Below are 22,074 nucleotides of genomic sequence, written 5' to 3'. Positions count from 1 at the left end.
CGCTGCCGTGGGATGCCACCGGGCGTGAAGGATTCGACATGGCTCCGCCCAGGGGCGAAGGGGTCGATTGCCCACCGCAGGTGCGGGAAGTGGGCGGAACCCTCGTGGGGTTCTACGGGGCCGTTGCCGGATCTTGACGGCCGGAGTCGCCATGCATGGGGGCCGGTGGGTTTGGCCCCGCTGCGGAAGCAGTGCTGTACGGGGTGCGTCCGTGAGGGGACGGCCTCACTCGTATCGAGCGGCGGCCGCGGCGGCCACCAGGGGTTTTTCGGAGCGCTTCATCGCACACCTCGCCCATCGCCGACCAACGTCGGCATGTCTGTTATGGATGGAAACTTCCGGATCTTTGGGCTTGTGTTGAGACTTGCGCATTTCGCCCTGGGAAACCGGTTGACTGAAACTGCGGCGAACGTTAAATTCCGACGTCACAGGATGTCAAGAGGTTGAACATCGTTCGGTTGGTCGAACAAGTAAAGGTGTTGGGCCATCGAGAAGGAGAACTGGAAATGCCGGAGCCCCCCGTCCCCGTGCAGCCGGTCCGGGCGAAACTCGTGGACGTCGCCGAGGCGGCCGGGGTCTCCAAAGCCACCGTGTCCAAGGTGCTCAACGGCCGCGACCTGTCCGTACGCGAGGAAACCCGGCAGCGCGTCCACGAGGCCGCCCGGACACTCGGCTACCGTCCCCACTCCGGGGCCCGGGCGCTGGCCGGCGCCAGCACTCACGCCCTCGCCCTGCTGGTGCCCGCCCTGGCCAACCCCACCTACGTCACCATCGCCCGCGGCGCCTACCAAAGGGCCCGTGAACTGGGCTATCTCTCCCTGCTCGCCGAGGATTTCGACGGGCAGGAAGCGGATGAGTCCTTCAGTGACCTGGTGCAGGACGGCCGGGTCGACGGACTGCTCATCGCCTCGGCGCGCCCCGGCCATTCCCTGGTGGACACCGTGCGCCGCAGCTCCATCCCCCATGTGTTCCTCAATCGGTCGGTCGATGGATCCGGTCGCAACGTCACCATGGATGTCGCCCGCTCCAGCATCACCGCCCTCGACCACCTCCACAGCCTCGGCCACCGGGCGATCGGCCACATCGCCGGCCCGCCCGGAATCACCCCGAGCGACGCCCGCACCGAGGCGTTCTTGCTCCACGCGAAACAACTGGGGCTGCATGCCGCACCCGTCGCCTCCGGCGACTTCACCGAGGACGGCGGCGTGTCCGCCACCCTCCAGCTGCTCGGCATGGTCAAGGGGGGCGGCCCGCTGCCCGTCACGGCCCTCTATACCAGCTCCCTCGCGCAGGCCATCGGTGCCATGGGGGCGATCCGGTCCCTGGGGCTGCGCATCCCCGAGGACGTGTCCGTGGTCGGCAACGACGACCTCCCCGTCGCCGGCCACCTCTGCCCACCGCTGACCACCGTGGCCATGCCCCTGTACGACCTGGGGACCACGGCCGTGGACGCTCTGGTCGCCGCCATCGAGGGGACACTGATGGGAGACATCGTCGTACCCACCGAGCCGCGACTGGTGTCGCGCGGTTCCACGACAGCACCAGGAGCAACACCATGACCTCCGCAGGACTGTCCCGCTTCTCGGGCCGTACGGCGCTGCTCACTGCGGCGGCCTCCGGAATCGGCGCGGCCACCGCGCACCGGCTCGCCGCCGAAGGAGCCTTGGCCCTGGTCACCGACGTCGACGGCGAGGGCGCGCGCCGCGTGGCCGAGGAGATCCGCGCCAAGGGAGGACAGGCCCAGGACCGCCGCCTCGATGTCACCTCGCCCGACGAGTGGGACGAGGCCATCCGGCACGCCCAGTCCTGGACCGGCCGTCTCGACGTCCTCCATCTCAACGCCGGCCGCAACCTGTACGGGGCGGCACACGAGCTGGACGACGAATCCTGGCACCACCAGTTGCGGCTGTGTCTGGATTCGGTGTTCTATGGCGTGCGGGCCGCGGTGCCACAGCTCCGAGCGGTCCGTGGCGCGGTGGTGGTCACCTCGTCCATCCACGCGGCCCTGGGCTTCAAGGGCTACCCCGCGTACGCCGCGGCCAAGGCCGGTATCGGTGGTCTGGTGCGCCAGCTGGCCGTCGAATACGGCGGACAGGTGAGGTTCAACGCCGTCCTCCCCGGTTCCGTGTACACGGCCTTGTGGGCGGACACCCCCCCCGAGCAACTCGCCGAGGCGGGCGCGCGGGCGCCGGCCGGACGGCTCGGCACGCCGCAGGACATCGCCGCGGCGGTGGCGTACTTCGCTTCCGACGACTCGTCCTTCGTCACCGGCCAGAGCCTGCTTGTGGACGGCGGCCGCAGTATCAGCGCCCAGGAGTAGCCCACCCGCGCCCCGCACCCAGCCAAACCCAGCCCCTCTTCCGCCCCCACCCCGCACAGCCGCCGGCCCTCGGGCCGTGCGCCACCAGGACCTGGAGACCCGCACGTGAAGATCACCGGATACGAACTCTTCCTCGTCGAACCGCGCTGGCTTTTCCTGCGCATCGACACCGACGAGGGCATAGCCGGCTGGGGCGAGCCCATTGTCGAAGGCAAGGCGCGCACCGTTGCCCAATGCGTCGAGGAGATGTTCGACTACCTCATCGGACAGGATCCCACCCGCATCGAGGAACACTGGCAGGTCCTCGCCAAGGGTGGCTTCTACCGCGGCGGCGCTGTCCTCAACAGCGCCCTGGCGGGCATCGACCAGGCCCTGTGGGACATCGCGGGCAAGGCGCTCGGCGTCCCGGTTCACCAGCTCCTCGGCGGCCATGTGCGCGACCGGGTGCGCATCTACGGCTGGGTGGGCGGGGAGACCTTGCAGGAGCTGGCCGACTCGGCGGCCGAGCAGGTCGCGAAGGGCCTGACCGCGGTCAAGATGAACCCCTGCGGCCAGCTGGAGCCGCTCGACACTCCGGCCACCATCAATGCCATGGTGGCCCGGGTGGCCGCGGTGCGAGAGGCGATCGGGCCGGAGCGCGATGTGGCGCTGGACTTCCACGGCCGCTTCAGCGGGGCGATGTCCCGCCGCGTGCTGCCGCTCCTCGAGCCACTGCTGCCGATGTTCGTGGAGGAACCGGTCCTGCCGGAGTTCACCCAGGATCTCGGCTCCGTGGTGCGCTCCACCTCGATCCCCATCGCCACCGGCGAGCGGCTCTACTCCCGCTGGGACTTCCGCTCCGTGCTGTCCGACGGCATTGCCGTGGCCCAGCCCGACATCAGCCACGCGGGAGGCATCTCCGAGACCCGGCGGATCGCGGCCATGGCGGAAGCCTATGACGTCCTGGTCGCGCCGCACTGCCCGCTTGGCCCGATCGCCCTGGCCGCGAGCCTGCAACTCGACCTCGCCGCGCCCAACTTCCTCATCCAGGAACAGGCGCTCGGCATCGGATACGGCGACAGCAGCGGACTGCTGAACTACCTCCTCGATCCCTCACCCTTCACGGCCGAGGGCGGCTACATCCCCCGGCTGACCGCGCCCGGCCTCGGTATCACCATCGACGAGGACGCGGTCCGGTCCGCCGCCGAACGCGGACACAGCTGGCGCAACCCCATGTGGCGCAACGCCGACGGCTCCCTGGCCTCCTGGTAGCAGCAGGACGGTCCGCGCGGAGCGGGTGGCGGCGGTCGACACACCGCCGTCGCCACCCGCTCACCTCTCTTGACACATCCGCAACGCAATGCAAGTTTTTTAACGATACAAACACTCACACTGGAGTACATCCGTGCCGAACGCCACCGCGGTCATCAACCTCGACATCGAAGGCCCGAAGATCAGCCGACACCTGTACGGCCACTTCGCCGAACACCTCGGCCGCTGCATCTACGACGGCTTCTGGGTCGGGGAGGACTCGCCGATACCCAACGAGGGCGGCATCCGTCTGGACATCGTGCAAGCCCTGCGTGCCCTGAACATCCCCAATCTGCGCTGGCCCGGCGGCTGCTTCGCCGACGAGTACCACTGGAAGGACGGCATCGGCCCCCGGGACCAGCGCCCCAGGATGGTCAACACGCACTGGGGCAACGTGGAGGAGAACAACCATTTCGGAACCCACGAGTTCATGGCCCTGTGCGAACTGCTCGGCGCCGAGCCGTACATCAGCGGCAACGTGGGCAGCGGCACCGTCCAGGAGATGAGCGAGTGGGTCGAGTACCTGACTCGTGACGGCGACAGCCCCATGGTGCGGCTGCGCAAGGCCAATGGCCGCGACGAGCCCTGGCGGGTGAAGTTCTGGGGCATCGGCAACGAGACCTGGGGCTGCGGTGGCAACATGCGCGCCGAGTACTTCGCCGACCTGGCCCGTCAGTACTCCACGTACTGCCGGGACCACGGCGACAACAAGCTCTACCGCATCGCCTCGGGCGCGAACGCGGACGACTACAAGTGGACCGAGACGCTGATGCAGCAGATCAGCTGCTTCGGCTGCGAGGCCACCCCGCGCAACTTCTTCCAGGGGATCTCCGTCCACTACTACACGATGGCCGGTCCCTGGGACGCGAAGGGCAGCGCCACCGTCTTCGACACGGACGACTACTACCGGACGATGCTCTCCGCTCGGAAGATCGACCGTATCCTCACCGGCCACTCCACGGTCATGGACTGCTACGACCCCGGTCAGACGGTCGGCCTGGTGCTGGACGAGTGGGGCACCTGGTGGGACGTCGAGCCGGGCACCAACCCCGGCTTCCTGTACCAGCAGAATTCCCTGCGCGACGCGCTGGTGGCCGGCACCCACTTCGACATCTTCCACAAGCACGCCGCGCGCCTGTCCATGGCCAATATCGCCCAGACCGTCAACGTGCTCCAGGCGATGGTGCTCACCGACGGCGACGCGCTGGTCCTGACCCCGACCTACCACGTGTTCGAGATGAACAAGGGCCACCAGGACGCCGCCTCGCTCGCCGTCCACCTGCGCACGGAGAACGCCCGCCGCCGCGTGGCGGACACTGAACTGGACACCCTGTCCGCGTCGGCCAGCGTCAAGGACGGGACGGTCCTCATCTCGCTGACCAACCTGGACGCCGAGGAGCCCGCCGAGGTGACACTCGACCTGCGCGGCGGCTCCGTCGGCCAACCGACCGCCCGCCTTCTGACGGCTGACCGGCTCCAAGCCCACAACACCCCGGACACCCCCACAGCGGTCGCCCCGCGCCCGTTCGACGCCCTGACCGCCACCGACCGGGGTCTGACCCTGACCCTGCCGCCTCACTCGTTCCTCACCGTCCAGGCCCCACTGGCCTGACCGGCGCACCACCGCCCATCGCCAATCCAAGGAGAGAATGACGATGACTGAATCCACCGAACCCGTCGAGACGGTCGTCGAGGTGGACGCGAGGGCACCGGGCACCGCCATCTCGTCCGACTTGTTCGGAGTGTTCTTCGAGGACATCAACTACGCGGCGGACGGAGGTCTCTACGCCGAGCTGGTGCAGAACCGGTCCTTCGCATACAGCTCCGCCGACCGGCCGGAATGGCACGCCCTGACCGCCTGGGAGTTGCTGGAGCGGGACGGCGCCGTCGGGTCGGTCGCGGTGTCCACTGACGCACCGCTTGATGAGGCCAGCCCGCACCACGCGGTGCTGCGCACCACCGCCGTCCGTGCGGCGGGTCGCGGGGCGGGGCTGCGCAACGAGGGTTTTGACGGCATCGCCGTCCGGGCGGGCGAACGCTACGACGTCAGCCTCTTCGCCCGCCTGGCGGACGGCACCGCGGACCGACTGGTGGCGCGGATCGAGAGCCCGGACGGCAGCCGGGTCCACGGCCAGGCGGAGCTGGGTCCGCTCCACGGGTCCTGGCAGCGTCACACAGCGGTGATCACTTGTGAAGGGACCGACCAGGACGCCAGGTTCGCTGTGGTGGCGTCCGGGGTCGGCACCGTCCATCTGGACCTGGTCTCGCTCTTTCCACAAGCCACCCTCCGCGGTCGGCCCGGCGGCCTGCGCGCCGACTTGGCCCAGGCGATTGCGGATCTGAAGCCGAAGTTCGTGCGTTTCCCCGGCGGCTGTGTCGCGCACGGGCTGGGGCTGGCCAACATGTACCGCTGGCCCGCCACCATCGGACCGCTGCAGGCCCGTCGGCAGCTGCCCAACTTGTGGGGCTACCACCAGTCCATGGGCCTGGGCTACTACGAGTACTTTCAGTTCTGCGAGGACATCGGCGCCAAGCCGCTGCCCGTCGTTCCGGCCGGGGTCTGCTGCCAGAACACGCGGGTGACCGGCCAGGTCGGACTCCCCCAGGAGGAGATGCCCGGCTACATCGCCGAGGTACTGGCCCTGGTGGAGTGGGCCAACGGCCCCGCCGACTCCCCGTGGGGCGCCCTGCGCGCCGCCGCCGGGCACCCCGAGCCGTTCGGCCTCGAATATCTGGGGGTGGGCAACGAGGACACCATCACCGATACCTTCCGCGACCGCTTCTCCCGCATCCACGATGCCCTCAGCGAACACCACCCCGAGATCACGGTCGTCGGCACCGTGGGCCCTTCGCCCTGCGGCGAGGAATGGGAAAAGGGCTGGGCGTTCGCACGCGAGAGGGGTGTCCCCGTCGTCGACGAGCACTCCTACAAATCCCCGCGCTGGTTCCTGGAGAACACCCGTCGCTTCGACACGATGGACCGCCAGGGCCCGCACCTGTACATCGGCGAGTACGGGAGCTGGGGCAACGACGGCCGCAGCGCGGTCGCGGAGGCGGCCTACATGATCGCCATGGAGCGCAACGGCGATGTCGTCCGCCTGGCCTCCTACGCGCCGCTGCTCGCCAAGCGCGGCCACACCCAGTGGGCACCCGACCTGATCTACTTCGACAACACCCACGTCTGGCCCACCGTCAACTACCACGTCCAGCGGATGCACTCGGTGAACTTTGGGGACACGGCCCTGCCGGTCACCGTCGCCGGAGCCCCCCAGGCGCCGCCCGTCCCCGACGCCGCCCGGCACGGTGTCCACATCGGGACCAGCGCGGACACCCGCGCCGAATTCACCGATGCCCGTATCGGCCCTCTGGGCGCCGAACCCGCGCCGGTCCCGGACTTCGCCGGCTGGGACACCGAGTCCGGCACCTGGGAGCCGGACGGCGCGGGCGGCATCCGTCAGACGGCGAACGGCAGCGGCGCCAGACTGCTGCTGGCGGACGCGGTGGACGGCACGTCGTACGCCTTCTCGGCACGGGCCAGGAAGATCGGCGGCGGCGAAGGCTTCGTCATCGGCTTCGCCGTGACCTCCCCTGGCGACTGGTACCAGTGGTCGGTCGGCGGCTGGCAGAACCGCTGGACGCGCCTCCAGCGGGTGGACGACGGCGTGCCGCACGACCTCAACGACCCCGTGGCCGTCCCGGTCGAGACCGGCCGCTGGTACGACCTGCGGGTCGAGGTGGACGGCCGGCGCATCCGCTGCTACTGCGACGGCGAACTCATCCACGACATCGAGGACGCCCCGGCGACCCCTGAGGTCTTCGCCATCTCGGCTGTCCGTGACAGCTCCGCAGGCGATGTGATCATCAAGGTCGCCAACTCCACGCCCGAGCCCGTCACCGTCCGTATCCGGCTGGCCGGCGTGGACGGCGACGCCGGTTTCGCACGGACCACCCTCGCCGTCACCCCGGACGCCACCAGCCGGTTCGAGCCCGCCCCGGCCGCCCCGGTCGAGGACCGACTGCCCGGGCCGGTCTGCGACATCCCGCCCCATTCCTTCACCGTTCTGCGCACTCGGCCAGGAAGTGATCAGCCGTGACCCGATCCGCACGCCCGATGCCTGAGCGGGCCTCGCGTCCCCCGATGGGCTGGAACAGCTGGGACTGCTACGGCACCACCGTCACCGAGGACGAGGTCCTCGCCAACGCGGCCTTCATGAGCGACCACATGCTGCCCCACGGCTGGGACACCGTCGTCGTGGACATCCAGTGGTACGAGCCCACGGCCCGCGCCCATGGCTACAACCCGGACGCCCCGCTGGTCCTCGACGACCACGGACGCCAGCTGCCCGCGCCGAACCGGTTCCCCTCGGCGGCGAACGGCGCGGGATTCGGGCCGCTGGCCGACCGGGTGCACCGACTCGGACTCCGTTTCGGCCTGCACATCATGCGCGGCATCCCACGCCGCGCCGTCGCCGCCCGCCTGCCCGTGGCCGGCACCGACTGGACCGCCGACGAGATCGCCGACACCGGCTCCGTCTGTCCCTGGAACCCCGACAACTACGGCCTGAACCACGACCACCCCGGCGCCCAGGCGTACTACGACGCGCAGGTCGCCCAATTCGCGAGCTGGGGCGTCGACTTCGTCAAGGCCGACGACATGCTCTTCCCCTACCATGAGCGGGAGATCACCGCCTACGCCCGGGCCATCGCCCGCAGCGGCCGCCCCATCGAGCTGAGTCTGTCCCCCGGCACCGACGTCTCCCTCGCCCACCTCGACCACCTGCGGGACACCGCCACCATGTGGCGTGTCTGTGACGACCTGTGGGACCGGTGGGAGGACGTCGAGGCCCAGTTCGCCCGTATGGCCCGGTGGGCGCCGTGGCAGACCGAACGCGGCTGGGCGGACGCCGACATGCTGCCCCTCGGCCGCATCGGCATCCGGGCCGAACGGGGTGACGACCGACTCTGCTCCCTCACCCGCCCCGAGCAGATCAGCCTGCTGACGCTGTGGCTGATCTCCCGCTCCCCGCTGATGATGGGCGGCGACCTGCCCACCAGTCCGCCGGAGACGATCGAGCTGCTCACGAACGACGAGGCGCTCGACGTCCTGTGGCACAGCGCAAACAACAGCGAGGTCCTCCGCGAGAAAAACCTCGTCCTGTGGACCGCCGACGACACCGACGGGCGCACCCGCTACGCCGCCGTGTTCTCCCTGGCGAACGGCCCCGAGCGGGTCACGGTGCCGCTGGGCTCCCTCGGCGCCCGGCCCGACGACCGCATCCGGGAACTGTGGACCCACACCGACACCCCGCACGACGGCCACAGCCTGGCCGTCGACCTCCCCGCCCACGGCTCGGCCCTCTACCGCCTCACTGCACCCGACACCACGGGCTGAGCGGCGGGGGAGCCCTGCGGGAGCCCTGCCTTTCACGGGGGAGGCAGGGCTGAGGTGTAATGGTGTCGGATGGGGCCTGGGGGAGTGCGGACCGGGGGTGAACGTGGCAACGATCCATGACGTGGCGAAGGCCGCCGGAGTCTCGGCGATGACCGTCTCCAACGTCATCAACGACCACCCGAATGTGCGCAAGGCGACACGGCAGAAGGTCCTCGAGGCGATGGCCCGGCTCGACTACCGCGTCAATGTGGCCGCTCGAAATCTGCGCAAGGGCCGCACCGGAACCATCGGCCTCGCCGTCCCCGAGGTGAACCGCCTGTACTACGGTCGGCTGGCCGCCGCCATCATCACCGCGGCCGAGCGGCACGGCCTCCGGGTCGGCATCGAGCAGACCGGCGCCCTGCGGGAGAACGAACTGGAGGCGCTGTCCCTGTCGCGCAACCGGCTGTACGACGGGCTCATCCTCAGCACGGTGGGCATGGGACCGGCCGACGTCGAGTGGCTCAAGGTGGACTACCCGGTGGTCATCATGGGCGAGCGGATCTTCGGTGGCCCCGTGGACCACGTGGCCATGCCCAATGTCGACGCGTCCCAGGCGGCCACTCGCCACCTGATCGAGCGGGGGTGTCGGCGCATCGCGATCGTGTGCGGGGCGGTGGCGGAGGACGTCGATGTGTCGAGCCTGCGCCACTCGGGCTACCGGCTGGCTCTGGAGAGCGCCGGTCTGCCCGTGGACCCCGGCCTTGTGCGATGCGTGGAGACGCTCACCATGCCCGCGGGTGCGCGGTGTGCCCGGGAGATGGCGGAGAGCGGACTCGACTTCGACGGCGTGTTCTGTGTGACGGACACCGTGGCCATGGGCGTGCTGCGGGGCCTGGCCGATGCCGGCGTCCGGGTGCCGGAGCAGGTCAAGGTGATCGGCTTCGACAACGTCGAGGAGAGCGAGTTCCTCGTCCCCTCGTTGTCCACCATCGACCCCGATCACGACATGATGGCGGAGCGGGCGGTGGGGCTCCTGACCACACGGATCGACCAGGCTGAGCCCCGGGCGGACCGGCAGGAGTTCGTCAGTCGCTTCTCCTTGGTGGCCCGGGAGTCGACAGGCGGCTGACCGTATGACCCCCGACTTCAGCCGGCGCGGTGCACGCATGTCTATGCACCATGCTTGAGACATGAAGTCGGACCGGTTGCTCTCCATCCTGCTGTTGCTGCAGACACACGGGCAGGTGCCCGCCGGCGAGCTGGCGTCGCGCCTGGAGGTATCGGTACGCACGATCTTCCGGGACGTCGAGGCGCTGTCGGCCGCGGGGGTGCCGGTGTACGCGGAGCGCGGGCGCAACGGCGGCATCACGTTGCTGCCGGGGTACCGGACCGATGTCACCGGCCTGACCGCCGACGAGGCTCGTGCACTATTCGTGTTGGTCACCGAGCAGGCCCATGCGGATCTGGGGTTGGGGCAGGCGATCGGTTCGGCGTTGCGCAAGGTGATGGCGGCGCTGCCGGCGCCGTTTCGCGGGGACGCCGACTTGGCGAGCCGGCGGATCATGATCGATCCGGTGCGCTGGCGCAGCAGCCCGCGGCCTTCGGGGGTCGATCTCGGTGTGCTGCAGGCGGCGGTGTTCAACGACCGGCGACTGCGGCTGCGCTACCGGCACGGCCGTGACGCCCAGGTGCGCTCGTACACGCTGGATCCGTACGGGCTGGTGAGCAAGGCCGGGGCCTGGTACTTGGTGGCTGACCACCGGGGGCAGCCGATGATGTTCCGTTCGGATCGGATGCTGTCGGCGTCGTTGGTCGACGAGCCGGTGCGCCGCCGTGACGGGGTGGAGCTGGCGGATGTGTGGGAGGCACTGCGGCAGCGCATCGACCGGATCCCGGCCCCGGTACGGGTGGTCGCGCGGGTGCAGCGGTCGGCGCTGGCCCGGTTCCTGCGCTACCACGAAGCCGACCTCGCAGGTCCTGCGCCTGCCATGGAGGAGGCGGAGACGGAGGCGGCGGCGGGCAGCGAGGGGGAACCGGTGGAGCTGGAGCTGCGGTTCCCCGCGCTTCGCGCGGCCGAACAACTGCTGGTGTTCGGCCCGGCGGTCGAGGTGATGCAGCCTGCGGAACTGCGCAAGGTCCTGGTGCGCCGGGCGCAGGAGACCATCTCGCTGTACACCGAGGGCCGCGACGCCTGACACGAGGAACCCCGGAGAGTGTCAACAGATTCCCGGAAAAGCTCAGCAATACATGACGGTCACTGTCAGGTATCCCTGGCCAAGATGAGACACGAATCTGCCGGGCAGCCGACCAGGCGACCCGGCTCCCCCCGACACGCGAACATCTTGAAAGGGATACCCCCATGACTGCCACCAGCGGCTCCGCTCAGAAGATCGCCGACGAGTTCGTCCGTGCCTGGCTCGGCCGCGACGTCGAGAAGGCGCTGAGCTTCCTCGCCGACGACGTCGTGTGCGAGGCCCCGAACGGCCGCTTCGAGGGCCTGGCCCGCTACCGCGAGTTCCTGGAGCCGTTCGCGAGCGCCCTCATCAGCGGCACGGTGATCGACGTGCTGGGCGACGACACCCACGCGGCGACCGTCTACACCACCGACACGCCCTTCGCGAAGGACTTCCGTGGCATGGACTACGTCACCGTCAAGGACGGCAGGATCACCCACATGATCAGCGTCTTCGACCTCCTTCCGGCGGCCAAGGCCGGAGGCGACCCCCAGCACTGACCAGCCCGGAACGCGGGTCCGCCGTCCGTCCGCGCGACGGCGGCGGACCTGCCCCGGCCCCGCCGCACCACCCCGGCAACACATCGGTCCGCGCTTGTTCCCTGCGCCTGCGCTTCTCCTCTTCCTGGGGCGCGAGTCCAGTTCGCGCCCCTGGTCCGCGTACTCCTCGATCAGCGCGGTCCATGCCTGCGGCAGCCACCGCTGGGCGCCCCGGTCCGCCGCCACATGGTCGACGCCGTCGAGGACGTCCCGCAGCACGTCGGACGGAGTGGGGCGCCGCCCGGGGTCGACCTCCAGCAAGGGGAGGACCAGCGGTTCCAGTTCCGGCGGCAGCCCGCTCGTATCGAGCTCGCCGCGTTGGACGAGGGCGAGGATGCCGAAGGAGTGGCCTGCTCACGATCCCCTCGGCGAGGAGCGTCGCCTGAGCCCGCCCTGCGAGCCGTGCGCAGTGGACGCATTCACCTCTTGGCACGCCGAAATAATTCATATTTAATGCGGTGAGTTGTCGACGCCGCCCGGCAGGAGCCCTTCCGTGCATCCCACACCCATCCCGTCCCCGGACCGTCACGCCGGGCGGTGCGCGCTGGTCACCGGTGCGGCCTCCGGTATCGGCGCGGCCACAGCCCACCGGCTGGCCGCCGAAGGAGCCCGCGTTCTCATCGCCGACATCGACGAGAAGGGAGGCGCGGCGGTGGCCGCGGCCATCCGGGAGGCCGGCGGCAGCGCGCAGTTCCAGCACTGCGATGTCTCGGACGAGGCGTCCTGGGCCCTGGCCGCGCAGTCGGCACGCGAGGTATTCGGGCCCGTTCACGCGCTGGTGAGCAATGCCTACACCGTCCGTGTCGCGGCGGCCCACCGGACCAGTGCGGCCGAGTGGAACCGACAACTCGCCGTGAGCCTCACCGGGTCCTTCCTCGGTGTGCGCGCCTGCCTGGACGATCTGGTCTCGACGGGCGGCAGCGTGGTGCTCGTCTCCTCGGTGCATGCCCTGGTGGGACTGCCCGGGCGGCCCGCGTACGCCGCGGCGAAGGCTGGGCTCACGGGGCTGGCCCGGCAATTGGCCGTCGAGTACGGCGGCCGGATCCGGGTGAACAGCGTGCTGCCGGGACCGGTCCTGACCAGGGCCTGGGAGGGCATCGGTGAAGCGGACCGGCGGGCAGCGGCTCGGGAGACCGCCGTGGGACGCCTCGGCCGGCCCGAGGAGGTCGCCGCTGCCGTCGCGTTCCTGGCCAGTGGCGACGCCTCGTTCGTCACCGGCGCCTCGCTCGTCGTCGATGGCGGCTGGAGCGTGCTGAAGAACTCCTCGTGAGCCCCGGCCGAGTACGCCCAGCCCGGCCGCCTCGAACCTGCCTTTTGGAGTGACACCCTTGAAAATCACTCGGGTTGAAACGTTTGCTGTCGCGCCCCGTTGGCTGTTCTGCCGTATGGAGACCGACGAGGGAGTGGTCGGGTGGGGCGAGCCGGTCGTGGAGGGGCGGGCGGCCACGGTCCGCACCGCCGTTCACGAACTCGCCGAGTATCTGGTCGGCCGGGATCCGATGCGGATCGAGGATCACTGGCAGGTGATGACGAAGGGGTCGTTCTACCGCGGCGGCCCGGTGCTCTCCAGCGCCGTCGCGGGCCTCGACCAGGCGCTGTGGGATATCGCGGGCAAGACGCTGGGTGTGCCGGTCCATGTGCTGCTTGGCGGTCCGGTGCGCGAACGGGTACGGACCTACAGCTGGGTGGGCGGTGACGAGCCCGGCGAGATCGCCGATGCCGTGAGGGCTCAGACGGAAGCGGGCTTTACCGCGGTCAAGATGAACGCCTGCGGCCGGATGAACCGGGTGGCCACCGCCGCGGACATCGCCGCCGTCGTCGAACGGGCCGCCACCGCCCGCGACGCGCTGGGGCCCCAACGGGACTTCGCGATCGACTTCCACGGGCGGTTCAGCGCCGCCAACGCGCGCCGGATCCTGCCTCATCTCGCGCCGCTGGACCCGCTGTTCGTCGAGGAACCCGTCCTCCCCGAATTCGCCCACCGGCTCGGCGATGTGGTCTCGACCTCTGCGGTCCCGATCGCCACCGGTGAGCGGATCTACTCGCGCACCGAGGCCCTGCCCGCGCTGCGGGCGGGCATCGCCGTGCTGCAGCCGGATCTGTCGCACGCGGGAGGCATCTCCGAGGTCCGGCGCCTGGCGTCGCTGGCGGAGACGTTCGACGTGCTGCTCGCCCCGCACTGCCCGCTGGGGCCGATCTCGCTGGCCGCGAGTCTCCAAGTGGCCTTCAGCACCCCGAACTTCCTCATTCAGGAGCAGAGCATCGGCATCCATTACAACCACGGGGCCGAAGTTCTGGACTACGTCGTCGACCCCGAGGTGTTCCGGTTCGACGAGGGGAACATCCGGCGGCCGCTGGGCCCGGGCCTGGGTATCGAGGTCGATGAGCGGGCAGTGCGCCGCGCCGACGGCATGACGCCGGACTGGCGCAGCCCCGTGTGGCGGCACGTCGACGGGTCGTTCGCTGAATGGTGACCGAAGCGTTCATCGTGGGCAGGCCCGCATCCCTGGCAGGATATATTCATAATTAATTTCTGTCGCTAGGATGAGGGCACACGGCACCGCCCCGTACCAGCACCGCGCTCAGGACCGAGGAGAGACCCGCATGGCGTCCTACACCGGCAGAGGCGTCCATGGACAGGTTGTCCACGCCCTCGGCGCCCGCATCGTCGGCGGTGCCCTGCCCGAAGGCGCCACCCTCGATGTGCGCGCCCTCGGCGCGGAACTCGACGTCAGTATCACCGTCATGCGCGAGTCCATGAAGGTCCTCGCCGGCAAGGGCCTGATCGACGCGCGCCAAAAGCGCGGCACCTTCGTCAGGGAGCGCAAGCACTGGAACCTGCTCGACGCGGATCTCATCCGCTGGCAGGTCGAAAGCGGCGCCGGACAGCGCCTCATGCGCGACCTCGCCGACGTCCGCTCCATCGTCGAACCCGCCGCAGCCCACCGCGCCGCACTCCACCGTACCGACGACGACCTGCACGCCATGGAGGCCGCGCTCGACGCGATGGCCCAGGCCCACGCGCACTCCCCCGCAGACGCCGCCGAGGCCGACGCGGCATTTCACCGAGCCCTGCTCAACGCCACCGGCAACGAAATGCTCGCCCGCATGGACCTGCTGCTCGAACCCGGACTGCGCGAGCGCGACCGCGTCGTGCACTCCGACACTCAGGCCGACGATCCCGTCCCCAGCCACCAAGCCGTCCTCGACGCCGTCCGCGACCAGGACCCCACCCGCGCCGAATGCGCCATGCTCGACCTCCTCGCCAAAGCCGTCCACGACCTCGACCGGGTCACCCGCCGGCCCCCCGCGCCCGGCCGGCCCTGAACGACTGGCAGATCGCCGCGCCGACGCCCCCACGACCGCTCGCAGCGTTCACGACTGGCTCGCCGCCGTGTCCGGTTCCTCTGGCAGTCGCCCGGTGGGCCACCGACGATGATCGCCCTGGTCGCGGGCCTTACATGTGCACGACGGGTGCCGCGTCGGGGTGCCGGGCGGGTGCGCCGGAGGTGGCCAGGCTCATGGCGGGAGCCATCACCAGGCCGAGACCGAGGTCGGCCACGACCAGCGGGGGCAGGATGTCGGTCGGGTAGCCGCTGCTCAGGTCGAGGGCGGTCAGCCAGGCGGACGGGGCGGAGAGAGGGGATTCCTCGTACGGAGAGACGACGGTGGAGGTGACGCGTCGTCCGACGGGATGCGGGCAGGGCACGAGCGGTGACGGGGCACCTCCGGCAGAAAGGGCGAGTGCGCCAAGGCCCCCGTACCTGGCATCGCCGACCGGAGACCGTGCTGTGCAGAACCCTCGCGGCCCAAGTCGGGGATCCCGCGACAGCACCCCGCGGTCCCAGGGGTGCGACCGGCCACTCTCATAGCTTCGAACGGGGATGCCGCGGTGTTTCGGCCGCTGTCGGTTCGAGGCGAGAAAGGCCCACTCCCATGATCGAAGCCCGTGAGCTGACGAAGCGGTACGGCGACAAGACGGTCGTCGACAACGTGAGCTTCACCGTCAAGCCCGGTGAGGTGACCGGTTGTCCACCCCGGGCGCAGCGTGGTCAAACCGAGTGTGGCCGGCAAGCGCGTGGGTGGCCTCGGTCGCGGCCTCCGCGCGGGCACAGGAGGGAACACTGCCGCGCGCGGACATTTTTCGTCCACTTCGGCACCGGGGCAATGCGCGCGGTCACCGTTCCTCATCGGTCAGAAATCCATGTGTGGCGTATATAGATAGCGGAAAAATCGTTGCGATGTCAGCGTTGCCTCTGCCCTGGGATCGGAGTGTCGAATTTGTGCCGTGATGCACGTCACCCGCCCGGCGTCGAGGCCTTGTTGTCGATTCGGCTTGACAGGGTGATCTGTATTGCATTTAGGTGGTTGCTGTAAATGCGGGGGCAGGGAGGGATTCCGTCTTGAAGTCGAATGGCTTACGCATTGAATCGCTTGGCGTAGTACTTCTCTCATTAATCGGTGGGGTGATTTCGGCACCTCCTCGATTTACTCGGACGGCGCTGTGGCCGCTGCGCCGACAATGTCATGGGCTTCGCCGAGCTCTTCCAGACCTCCGGAAAGTTCGACCTCGTGCGACGACCGTACTCACCAGACGGCTTCGCCGCCCTCCTCGACTGCTGCTCAGGCCGCTGCTCGCGGATACTGCCGGTGTCCGTGCGGCTCGGGCCGACGGAACGGCCACGTGTCGTGGTCGCCATCCCCAACGCCGGGCCCACGGTCCCACCGCCAGCCTGCTCATGTTCCTGGGCGGGCCCGCCCGCGTATCGAGCACATACGGACCTATCAGATAGGGGAACGGCCACATGACCGACCAGCGAACCGATACGAGCCAGACCGTCGTCGTGACCACGATGGCCTCGGACTCCCACACCTGGAATCTGGTGTTCCTGCAGTTACTCATTGAGGAACTCGGCTTTTCCGTGGTGAATCTGGGCCCCTGCGTCCCCGACGACCTGCTGGTGGCCCGATGCGCCGGCATCGCCCCCGCCTTCATCGCGGTGAGCAGCGTCAACGGCCACGGCTATCAGGACGGGCTGCGGGTCATCAAGAAACTGCGGGCCGATCACCGGCTCACCGCCACCCCGGTGCTGATCGGCGGGAAGCTCGGCGTCAAGGGCACGGATGACGCCCGCGCGCACAAGCTCCGGGCGGCCGGTTTCGACGAGGTCTTCGACGAGGGCACCGACCCGGCCGCCGCCCTGCGGGCCTTCGCCGCCTCGCTGCCGGTCACGGCCCCCCACCTCCCGGGCCGGCCCCTCGCCCGGGCCTGGAACGCCCGATGAGCGAGCGGTAGGCCGTGGACTTCGGAGCATTCGTCCGGGCCTGCGCGGCGGGTGGCCAACTCGTCGTGCAACCCCGGATGGGGTTCAGCGACCCGGCCACCATGCGCGCCGGGCTCTTGGCGACACGCGGGGCCGCCGCCCGTACCGTCGGCACCATCACCGTCGACGCCCACACCCGGGTGGGACACCTGGACGCCGTCGCCACCGCCCTGCGCGAGGGAATCGACCTCAACGGCTACCCGCTGGTCAGCCACCCGCCCGCCACCACCGCACAGGTGCTGTCCGGCATCCAGGGCGAGGACTTTCCCGTGCAGGTGCGGCACGGCTCGGCGAACCCGGTGGACATCTTCCGCGCGCTGCTCCCCGTACGCCTGGGCGCCACCGAGGGCGGTCCCGTCTCCTACTGCCTGCCTTACGGCCGCACACCGCTGTCCGAGTCGGTGCGCAACTGGGAGGTGAGCTGCGAACTCTTCACGCAGCTCCGGGACACCGGCATGGAGCCCCATCTGGAGACGTTCGGCGGCTGCATGATGGGGCAGCTGTGCCCACCCAGCCAGCTCGTGGCCATCAGCGTGCTCGAGGCCCTCTTCTTCGTCCAGCACGGCATCCGCAGCGTCTCGGTCAGCTACGCCCAGCAGACCGACCCGACGCAGGACCGGGAGGCCATCGCGGCGCTGCGGCGGCTGTGCGGCGAGCTGCTGTCGGCCAACGACTGGCATGTCGTCGTCTACACCTACATGGGCGTCTACCCCGAAACGCTCGACGGCGCCTACCGTCTGCTCGGGCAGTCGGCGGAACTCGCGGTCGTCGGCGGCGCGCAGCGGCTGATCGTCAAGACGGCTTCCGAATCACGGCGTATCCCCACCGTCGACGAGAATGTGCGCGCTCTGGAATACGCGGCCTGGGCGGCCGGACGCGTCCGGCCGACCCGCGACGCCGATGCCGACGACGATGCCGACGCCGCCGACTCCAGTACCTACGAGGAGGCGGCGGCGCTGGTCGGCGCGGTGCTGAACCTCGCCCCCGATGTGGGCCGGGCGCTGCTGCTGGCCTTCGAAAAGGGGTATTTGGACATTCCCTACTGCTTACACCCGGACAACAGGGGAGAGACGCGGAGCTTCATCGACAGTGACGGCCGGCTCCGCTGGGAATCCACCGGGGCCCTGCCGCTCGGCGGCTCCCCGCGGCGCGGTGGCAGTGGGCGGTTCACTTCGGCGGATCTCCTCAGGGATCTCTCTTATATGCGCCGGAAATTCGACAATCCCATGGCTGCCGATATGGCATGAGAGCACCCCCGGCACCCTGCTCATGTGCCGAGGCGGGCCGCCGTCTCCAGCATCTGGGCGTGGACGAAGGCTTGGGGCAGGTTGCCGCGCAGCTGCCGTTGGGCGACGTCGTACTCCTCGGCGAACAGGCCGGGGGTGCCACAGGCCGCGCGGGTGCGTTCGAACCAGCGGAACGCGGCTATCGAGTCGCCCTCGTGGTGGGCGGCCAGCGCCATCATGAAGCCGCAGAGCAGGAACGCCCCCTCCGCCTCGCCCAGGGGCATGTCACCGTGGCGGAAGCGGTAGAGATAGCCGTCCTGAGCCAGCCGGTCCTCGATGAACCGGCGGGTTCGCGGACCACTGGGGTCTCCCTCGGGGAGGCAGCCGCGGGCGAGTGGAAGCAGCAGGCCGGCCTCCGCTCCGGCGTCGTCCTCGGCGCGGGTCCAGTGCCCCTCCGGGGCCAGACAGCGCCGGCGGGTCTCCCGCAGCATGGCACCGGCCAGGGCGTCCCACCGGGCGGCGGCGCGGCCCGGCAGGGCGCGGGCGAGGGAGCGCAGCCCGGCCACCACACAGAGCCGGGAATGGGTCCACCAGCGGTTCTCCAGCTCCCACAGACCGGCGTCCGGTGCGAGCCAGCGGCGCTCGATGGCGTCCACCGCCACGTCCACGGCATGCCGGGCGTCGGGGGTGAGCCGGTCGAGGCGGGCGGCTGCCGCGTAGAGCTGCAGCAGCTCCCCGTAGGTGTCGAGCTGGAACTGGGTACCGGCCCTGTTGCCGATCCGGTCACTGCCGCCGGGATACCCACGCAGTGGCAACGACCGTACGCCCGGGACCTTGGCTCCGGTGGCCGTGTAGACCGGGCGCAGCGTGTCGCCGTCGTCGAGCAGACGTTCGGTCAGGAAACCGACAGCGGTGTCCAGCAGGGGGTGCGGGCCGTGCGAGGCCACGGCGAGCCCGGCGTAGCACTGGTCGCGGATCCAGGCGAAGCGGTAGTCGTAGTCGCGGCGGGCGCCGGCCCGTTCCGGGAGTGAGGTGGTGGCGGCGGCGACCATGCCACCGGAGTCGCTGGTCAGGCCGCGCAGTACGGCGTAGGCGTGGCGGGCGTCACGCGGCGCCGCCAGATCGGAGCATGCTGGGACGGCAGCCGCCCAGCACTCTTCCGTGGCGCGCCACAGCCGCGCCGGTTCCAGGGGCTGTGTGCTCGGCCGCGTCGAGAGCTCGAGGACGAGGTCGTGTTCGGCGCCCTCCCGTACGGTCAGCTCTCCGTGCAAGCCCCCTTCGGGGTGGGGGACGACGCCGTCGGCGCCGGTGAAGCGCAGGTGCAGTCCTCTGCCGGAGGCGTGCCACACACCGTCGCTCGCCCAGGCGCCGGTTATGCGGTGCGTGCCGAAACCGGGGCGGACATCGAGCCGCAGCCGCATCCGGGCGCTCCCCTGGAGGGCCCGGACCCGGCGCAGCAGGACGAGCCGGTCCGGGGCGGCTGGCATGGCCAGCGCCTCGCGGCATTCGATCACGGCGTCGCCGGTGATCCAGCGGCCCACATGGATGAGAGTGCCGTCCTCGTACGCGCCGCCCCAGGCGTTCCAGTCGTCCCTCGGCCCAACGGTGTACTCTCCCGCGCCGCCGATGAGGGCGGAGAACACGGCATCGCTGTGCCAGCGGGGCGCGCACAGCCACACCACCTCGCCACGGGGCCCCACAACGGCACCGCGCTCCCCGTCCGCGAGGACGGCGTACTCCCTCAGCACCCATGGTGCCGGCGGGGCCGGGTCGGCGTCGTCCACCGTCATCCCTCCTCACTCCCCGCCGCACCATCCGACGTCATTACATACTGTGAAACAGAGTAGTAGGTGCGATCTGGGGTCTTATGGGCTTTCGGTCTCGGGTTGCCGCGGAAAGCCGCCGCCGCTGCGGCTTTCGAACGGCTCAGCAAGGCGGTTTCCCCCGATGACCCGTACGACACCCTCTCCCGCACCCGAGAACGTCAAGCCGTACGTCGCCGGGTACTGCAACGCCTACCTGGCGAGCCTTCATCCCGCGGCCAACGTATGCGGATGGTCCGCGTAGATCCACAGGTGATGCGAAGCTTCGGGGTACGACGCAGGCCCCAACGGGGGACGGCGACACACCATCGGTGGAGGACAAGCGATGACCAGTCGGTTGCTGTTGGGCCGTACCCTCCGACTACGCCTTCAGCCGCGGTGGCACGGCCCCGTGGCGGCCGTCGCGGGCGGACTGCTCCTCGTCAGCGCCTTCCCGCCGATCGGGCTGTGGCCGGCCGCGGCGGTCGGCCCGGCCCTGCTGCTCGGCGCGCTGCGACACCGGCGGCCACGCGCCGCCTTCACGCTCGGCACGCTCTTCGGGCTGGCGTTCTTCGGCCCGCTGCTGTGGTGGCTGACGAACCTCGGCGTGCTGCCCTGGGCGGCGCTGAGCATCGCCCAGGCGCTGCTTCTGGGCCTGCTCAGCTGCTCCGTCCCGGCCTTCGCCCGGCTGCCGGGATGGCCGCTGTGGGCGGCCTGCTGGTGGGTGACCGCCGAGGCGGTGCGCTCCCGGGTGCCGCTGGGCGGTTTCCCGTGGGGGCGGCTCGCCTTCAGCCAGGCCGATTCCCCGGCGCTGGGGTGGGCGTCGGTCGGCGGCGCCCCCACCGTCAGCGCCGTCGTCGCCCTGGTGGCGGGCTGCCTCGCCGCGCTGTGGACCGCGGGTCCCGGCCGGCGTCGTCCCGTGGTCGCGGGTCTGGTGGCGGCCACGGCCACCTGCGCCGGCGGAGCGCTGCTGATCCCGGCCCCGCCCTCGGCGGACGAAGGCGCGCGGGCGCGGGTGGCCGTGGTGCAGGGCAATGTGCCCCGCGCCCGGACCATGGAGGAGCAGGTCCGCGTCCAGCAGGTCGCCGACAACCACATCGCCGCCACGCGTCAACTCGCCCGCGACATACGGGCCGGCCGCACGCCCCGGCCCGACCTCGTGCTCTGGCCGGAGAACGCGACCGACACCGACCCACGCACCGACCCCCTGCTGCGTGACCAGATCTCCGACGTCGTCGCGGACCTCGGGGTCCCGGTCGTCGTCGGGGCGATCCTCGACGCACCCGGCGACCGGATCCGCAACACCGGACTGCTGTGGCGCCCCGATACCGGCCCCGGCCCCTACTACACCAAGCAGCACCTGGTGCCGTTCGGCGAGTACATCCCGCTGCGCGACACCTTCGGCCAACTGGGCAAGCTCCAGCTCATCCCGCGCGACTTCATCCCCGGCAGCGGCCCGGTGCGGCTGGACGCCGGACGGGTACGGCTGGCGGAGTCGATCTGCTACGAGGTGGCGTACGACAGTCAGGTCCGCGGCGCCGTCCGCACCGGCGCCAACCTCCTCGCTGTCCCGACCAACAACGCCACTTATATGCGCGACGGCAATATCGCCGAACCGGAGCAGCAGCTCGCCATGTCCCGGCTGCGGGCCGTCGAGCACGACCGCGCGGTGCTCGTCGCCTCCACCACCGGCATCAGCGCGATCGTCGCCCCGGACGGCACGGTCATCCAGGCCACCGGACCCTGGACCCGCCAGGTGCTGACCGGCACCGTTTCGCTGCGCACGACGACCACGCTCGCCACCCGCCTGGGCCCCGCCCCGGAGGCGGCCTTCGCGCTGGCCACCTGCGCGGCCGTGGCTCTCGGCCTCCGCCGCCGCGGCACCCCGTCCCGGCCGGTGGGTCCGCGGGAACGTCCCGTCAAACGCCCACGTTTCCAGAAGGTGTGACGCACCGGCCGGCCGCG

At 70.2% G+C, this 22,074-nt stretch carries 17 protein-coding genes and 1 pseudogene; 16 read left to right on the top strand and 2 right to left on the bottom strand.

Translation table 11 applies throughout. The annotated features are described in order from the left end of the window. Positions 1-506 precede the first annotated feature (506 nt). The 12 genes from PV419_RS04245 (at position 507) to PV419_RS04190 (ending at position 15,084) form a co-directional block, all read left to right on the top strand. Positions 507-1,559 carry a LacI family DNA-binding transcriptional regulator gene (locus PV419_RS04245; protein WP_319686305.1) on the top strand — a complete coding sequence of 351 codons (1,053 nt, stop codon included), beginning with the start codon at positions 507-509 and terminating at the stop codon, positions 1,557-1,559. Further along, positions 1,556-2,320, top strand: a complete 765-nt coding sequence (locus PV419_RS04240; protein WP_319686304.1) for an SDR family NAD(P)-dependent oxidoreductase — start codon at positions 1,556-1,558, stop codon at positions 2,318-2,320. Before PV419_RS04245 ends, PV419_RS04240 begins: the two co-directional genes overlap by 4 nt. 105 nt (positions 2,321-2,425) lie before the next feature. Next, the gene (gene dgoD, locus PV419_RS04235) at positions 2,426-3,571 is read left to right on the top strand and encodes a galactonate dehydratase (protein ID WP_319686303.1); all 1,146 of its coding nucleotides are present in this window, start codon (positions 2,426-2,428) and stop codon (positions 3,569-3,571) included. A gap of 133 nt (positions 3,572-3,704) precedes the next feature. Continuing rightward, the gene (locus tag PV419_RS04230; RefSeq protein WP_319686302.1) at positions 3,705-5,222 is read left to right on the top strand and encodes an alpha-N-arabinofuranosidase; all 1,518 of its coding nucleotides are present in this window, start codon (positions 3,705-3,707) and stop codon (positions 5,220-5,222) included. Between the two features lie 43 nt (positions 5,223-5,265). After that, complete coding sequence (locus PV419_RS04225) at positions 5,266-7,704, top strand: alpha-L-arabinofuranosidase C-terminal domain-containing protein (protein ID WP_319686301.1); 2,439 nt, start codon at positions 5,266-5,268, stop codon at positions 7,702-7,704. Positions 7,705-7,748: 44 nt separating this feature from the next. Next, complete coding sequence (locus PV419_RS04220) at positions 7,749-9,002, top strand: glycoside hydrolase family 27 protein (RefSeq protein ID WP_319686300.1); 1,254 nt, start codon at positions 7,749-7,751, stop codon at positions 9,000-9,002. A gap of 97 nt (positions 9,003-9,099) precedes the next feature. Further along, positions 9,100-10,113 carry a LacI family DNA-binding transcriptional regulator gene (locus PV419_RS04215; protein ID WP_319686299.1) on the top strand — a complete coding sequence of 338 codons (1,014 nt, stop codon included), beginning with the start codon at positions 9,100-9,102 and terminating at the stop codon, positions 10,111-10,113. A 61-nt stretch (positions 10,114-10,174) separates the two neighbouring features. After that, positions 10,175-11,179 (top strand): YafY family protein, encoded by a 1,005-nt coding sequence (locus PV419_RS04210; RefSeq protein ID WP_319686298.1) that lies wholly within the window; start codon positions 10,175-10,177, stop codon positions 11,177-11,179. 164 nt (positions 11,180-11,343) lie between these two features. Then, positions 11,344-11,718 carry a nuclear transport factor 2 family protein gene (locus PV419_RS04205; RefSeq protein WP_319686297.1) on the top strand — a complete coding sequence of 125 codons (375 nt, stop codon included), beginning with the start codon at positions 11,344-11,346 and terminating at the stop codon, positions 11,716-11,718. A gap of 532 nt (positions 11,719-12,250) precedes the next feature. Continuing rightward, complete coding sequence (locus PV419_RS04200; protein WP_319686296.1) at positions 12,251-13,027, top strand: SDR family NAD(P)-dependent oxidoreductase; 777 nt, start codon at positions 12,251-12,253, stop codon at positions 13,025-13,027. A gap of 58 nt (positions 13,028-13,085) precedes the next feature. After that, a complete protein-coding gene (gene dgoD, locus PV419_RS04195) occupies positions 13,086-14,231 on the top strand; it encodes a galactonate dehydratase (RefSeq protein WP_319686295.1) in 1,146 nt (381 codons plus the stop codon). A 130-nt stretch (positions 14,232-14,361) separates the two neighbouring features. Further along, the gene (locus PV419_RS04190; RefSeq protein ID WP_319686294.1) at positions 14,362-15,084 is read left to right on the top strand and encodes a FadR/GntR family transcriptional regulator; all 723 of its coding nucleotides are present in this window, start codon (positions 14,362-14,364) and stop codon (positions 15,082-15,084) included. Between the two features lie 130 nt (positions 15,085-15,214). Here PV419_RS04190 and PV419_RS04185 read toward each other — a convergent pair whose 3' ends face one another. After that, complete coding sequence (locus tag PV419_RS04185) at positions 15,215-15,466, bottom strand: hypothetical protein (protein WP_319686293.1); 252 nt, start codon at positions 15,464-15,466, stop codon at positions 15,215-15,217. A gap of 227 nt (positions 15,467-15,693) precedes the next feature. Here PV419_RS04185 and PV419_RS04180 point away from each other — a divergent pair. From PV419_RS04180 to PV419_RS04170, 3 genes and pseudogenes are all read left to right on the top strand, one after another. After that, positions 15,694-15,786 (top strand): annotated as a pseudogene (locus PV419_RS04180) (ABC transporter ATP-binding protein); the annotation flags it as partial. Positions 15,787-16,562: 776 nt separating this feature from the next. Then, positions 16,563-17,042 carry a cobalamin B12-binding domain-containing protein gene (locus PV419_RS04175; RefSeq protein WP_319686292.1) on the top strand — a complete coding sequence of 160 codons (480 nt, stop codon included), beginning with the start codon at positions 16,563-16,565 and terminating at the stop codon, positions 17,040-17,042. Positions 17,043-17,056: 14 nt separating this feature from the next. After that, a complete protein-coding gene (locus PV419_RS04170; RefSeq protein WP_319686291.1) occupies positions 17,057-18,328 on the top strand; it encodes a methylaspartate mutase in 1,272 nt (423 codons plus the stop codon). A gap of 20 nt (positions 18,329-18,348) precedes the next feature. Here PV419_RS04170 and PV419_RS04165 read toward each other — a convergent pair whose 3' ends face one another. Beyond that, positions 18,349-20,097 (bottom strand): glycoside hydrolase family 15 protein, encoded by a 1,749-nt coding sequence (locus PV419_RS04165; protein WP_319686290.1) that lies wholly within the window; start codon positions 20,095-20,097, stop codon positions 18,349-18,351. A gap of 358 nt (positions 20,098-20,455) precedes the next feature. Here PV419_RS04165 and lnt point away from each other — a divergent pair, with 358 nt between their 5' ends. Further along, on the top strand, positions 20,456-22,057 hold the full coding sequence (gene lnt / locus PV419_RS04160) for an apolipoprotein N-acyltransferase (protein WP_319686289.1): 1,602 nt from the start codon (positions 20,456-20,458) through the stop codon (positions 22,055-22,057). Positions 22,058-22,074 lie beyond the last annotated feature (17 nt).

Source organism: Streptomyces sp. ME19-01-6, assembly GCF_033793745.1.
Lineage (GTDB): Bacteria > Actinomycetota > Actinomycetes > Streptomycetales > Streptomycetaceae > Streptomyces.
The sequence above is the reverse complement of the archived record's forward strand: the minus strand, read 5'-3'. Positions and strand labels throughout refer to the sequence as shown.

What these genes read in the sequence shown, in the direction of transcription:
- PV419_RS04245 (WP_319686305.1), top strand. Translation starts at nt 507, where the DNA reads ATGCCGGAGCCCCCCGTCCCCGTGCAGCCGGTCCGGGCGAAACTCGTG.
- PV419_RS04240 (WP_319686304.1), top strand. Translation starts at nt 1,556, where the DNA reads ATGACCTCCGCAGGACTGTCCCGCTTCTCGGGCCGTACGGCGCTGCTC.
- PV419_RS04225 (WP_319686301.1), top strand. Translation starts at nt 5,266, where the DNA reads ATGACTGAATCCACCGAACCCGTCGAGACGGTCGTCGAGGTGGACGCG.
- PV419_RS04220 (WP_319686300.1), top strand. Translation starts at nt 7,749, where the DNA reads ATGGGCTGGAACAGCTGGGACTGCTACGGCACCACCGTCACCGAGGAC.
- PV419_RS04210 (WP_319686298.1), top strand. Translation starts at nt 10,175, where the DNA reads ATGAAGTCGGACCGGTTGCTCTCCATCCTGCTGTTGCTGCAGACACAC.
- PV419_RS04205 (WP_319686297.1), top strand. Translation starts at nt 11,344, where the DNA reads ATGACTGCCACCAGCGGCTCCGCTCAGAAGATCGCCGACGAGTTCGTC.
- PV419_RS04190 (WP_319686294.1), top strand. Translation starts at nt 14,362, where the DNA reads ATGGCGTCCTACACCGGCAGAGGCGTCCATGGACAGGTTGTCCACGCC.
- PV419_RS04175 (WP_319686292.1), top strand. Translation starts at nt 16,563, where the DNA reads ATGACCGACCAGCGAACCGATACGAGCCAGACCGTCGTCGTGACCACG.
- PV419_RS04165 (WP_319686290.1), bottom strand. Translation starts at nt 20,097, where the DNA reads ATGACGGTGGACGACGCCGACCCGGCCCCGCCGGCACCATGGGTGCTG.
- lnt (WP_319686289.1), top strand. Translation starts at nt 20,456, where the DNA reads ATGACCAGTCGGTTGCTGTTGGGCCGTACCCTCCGACTACGCCTTCAG.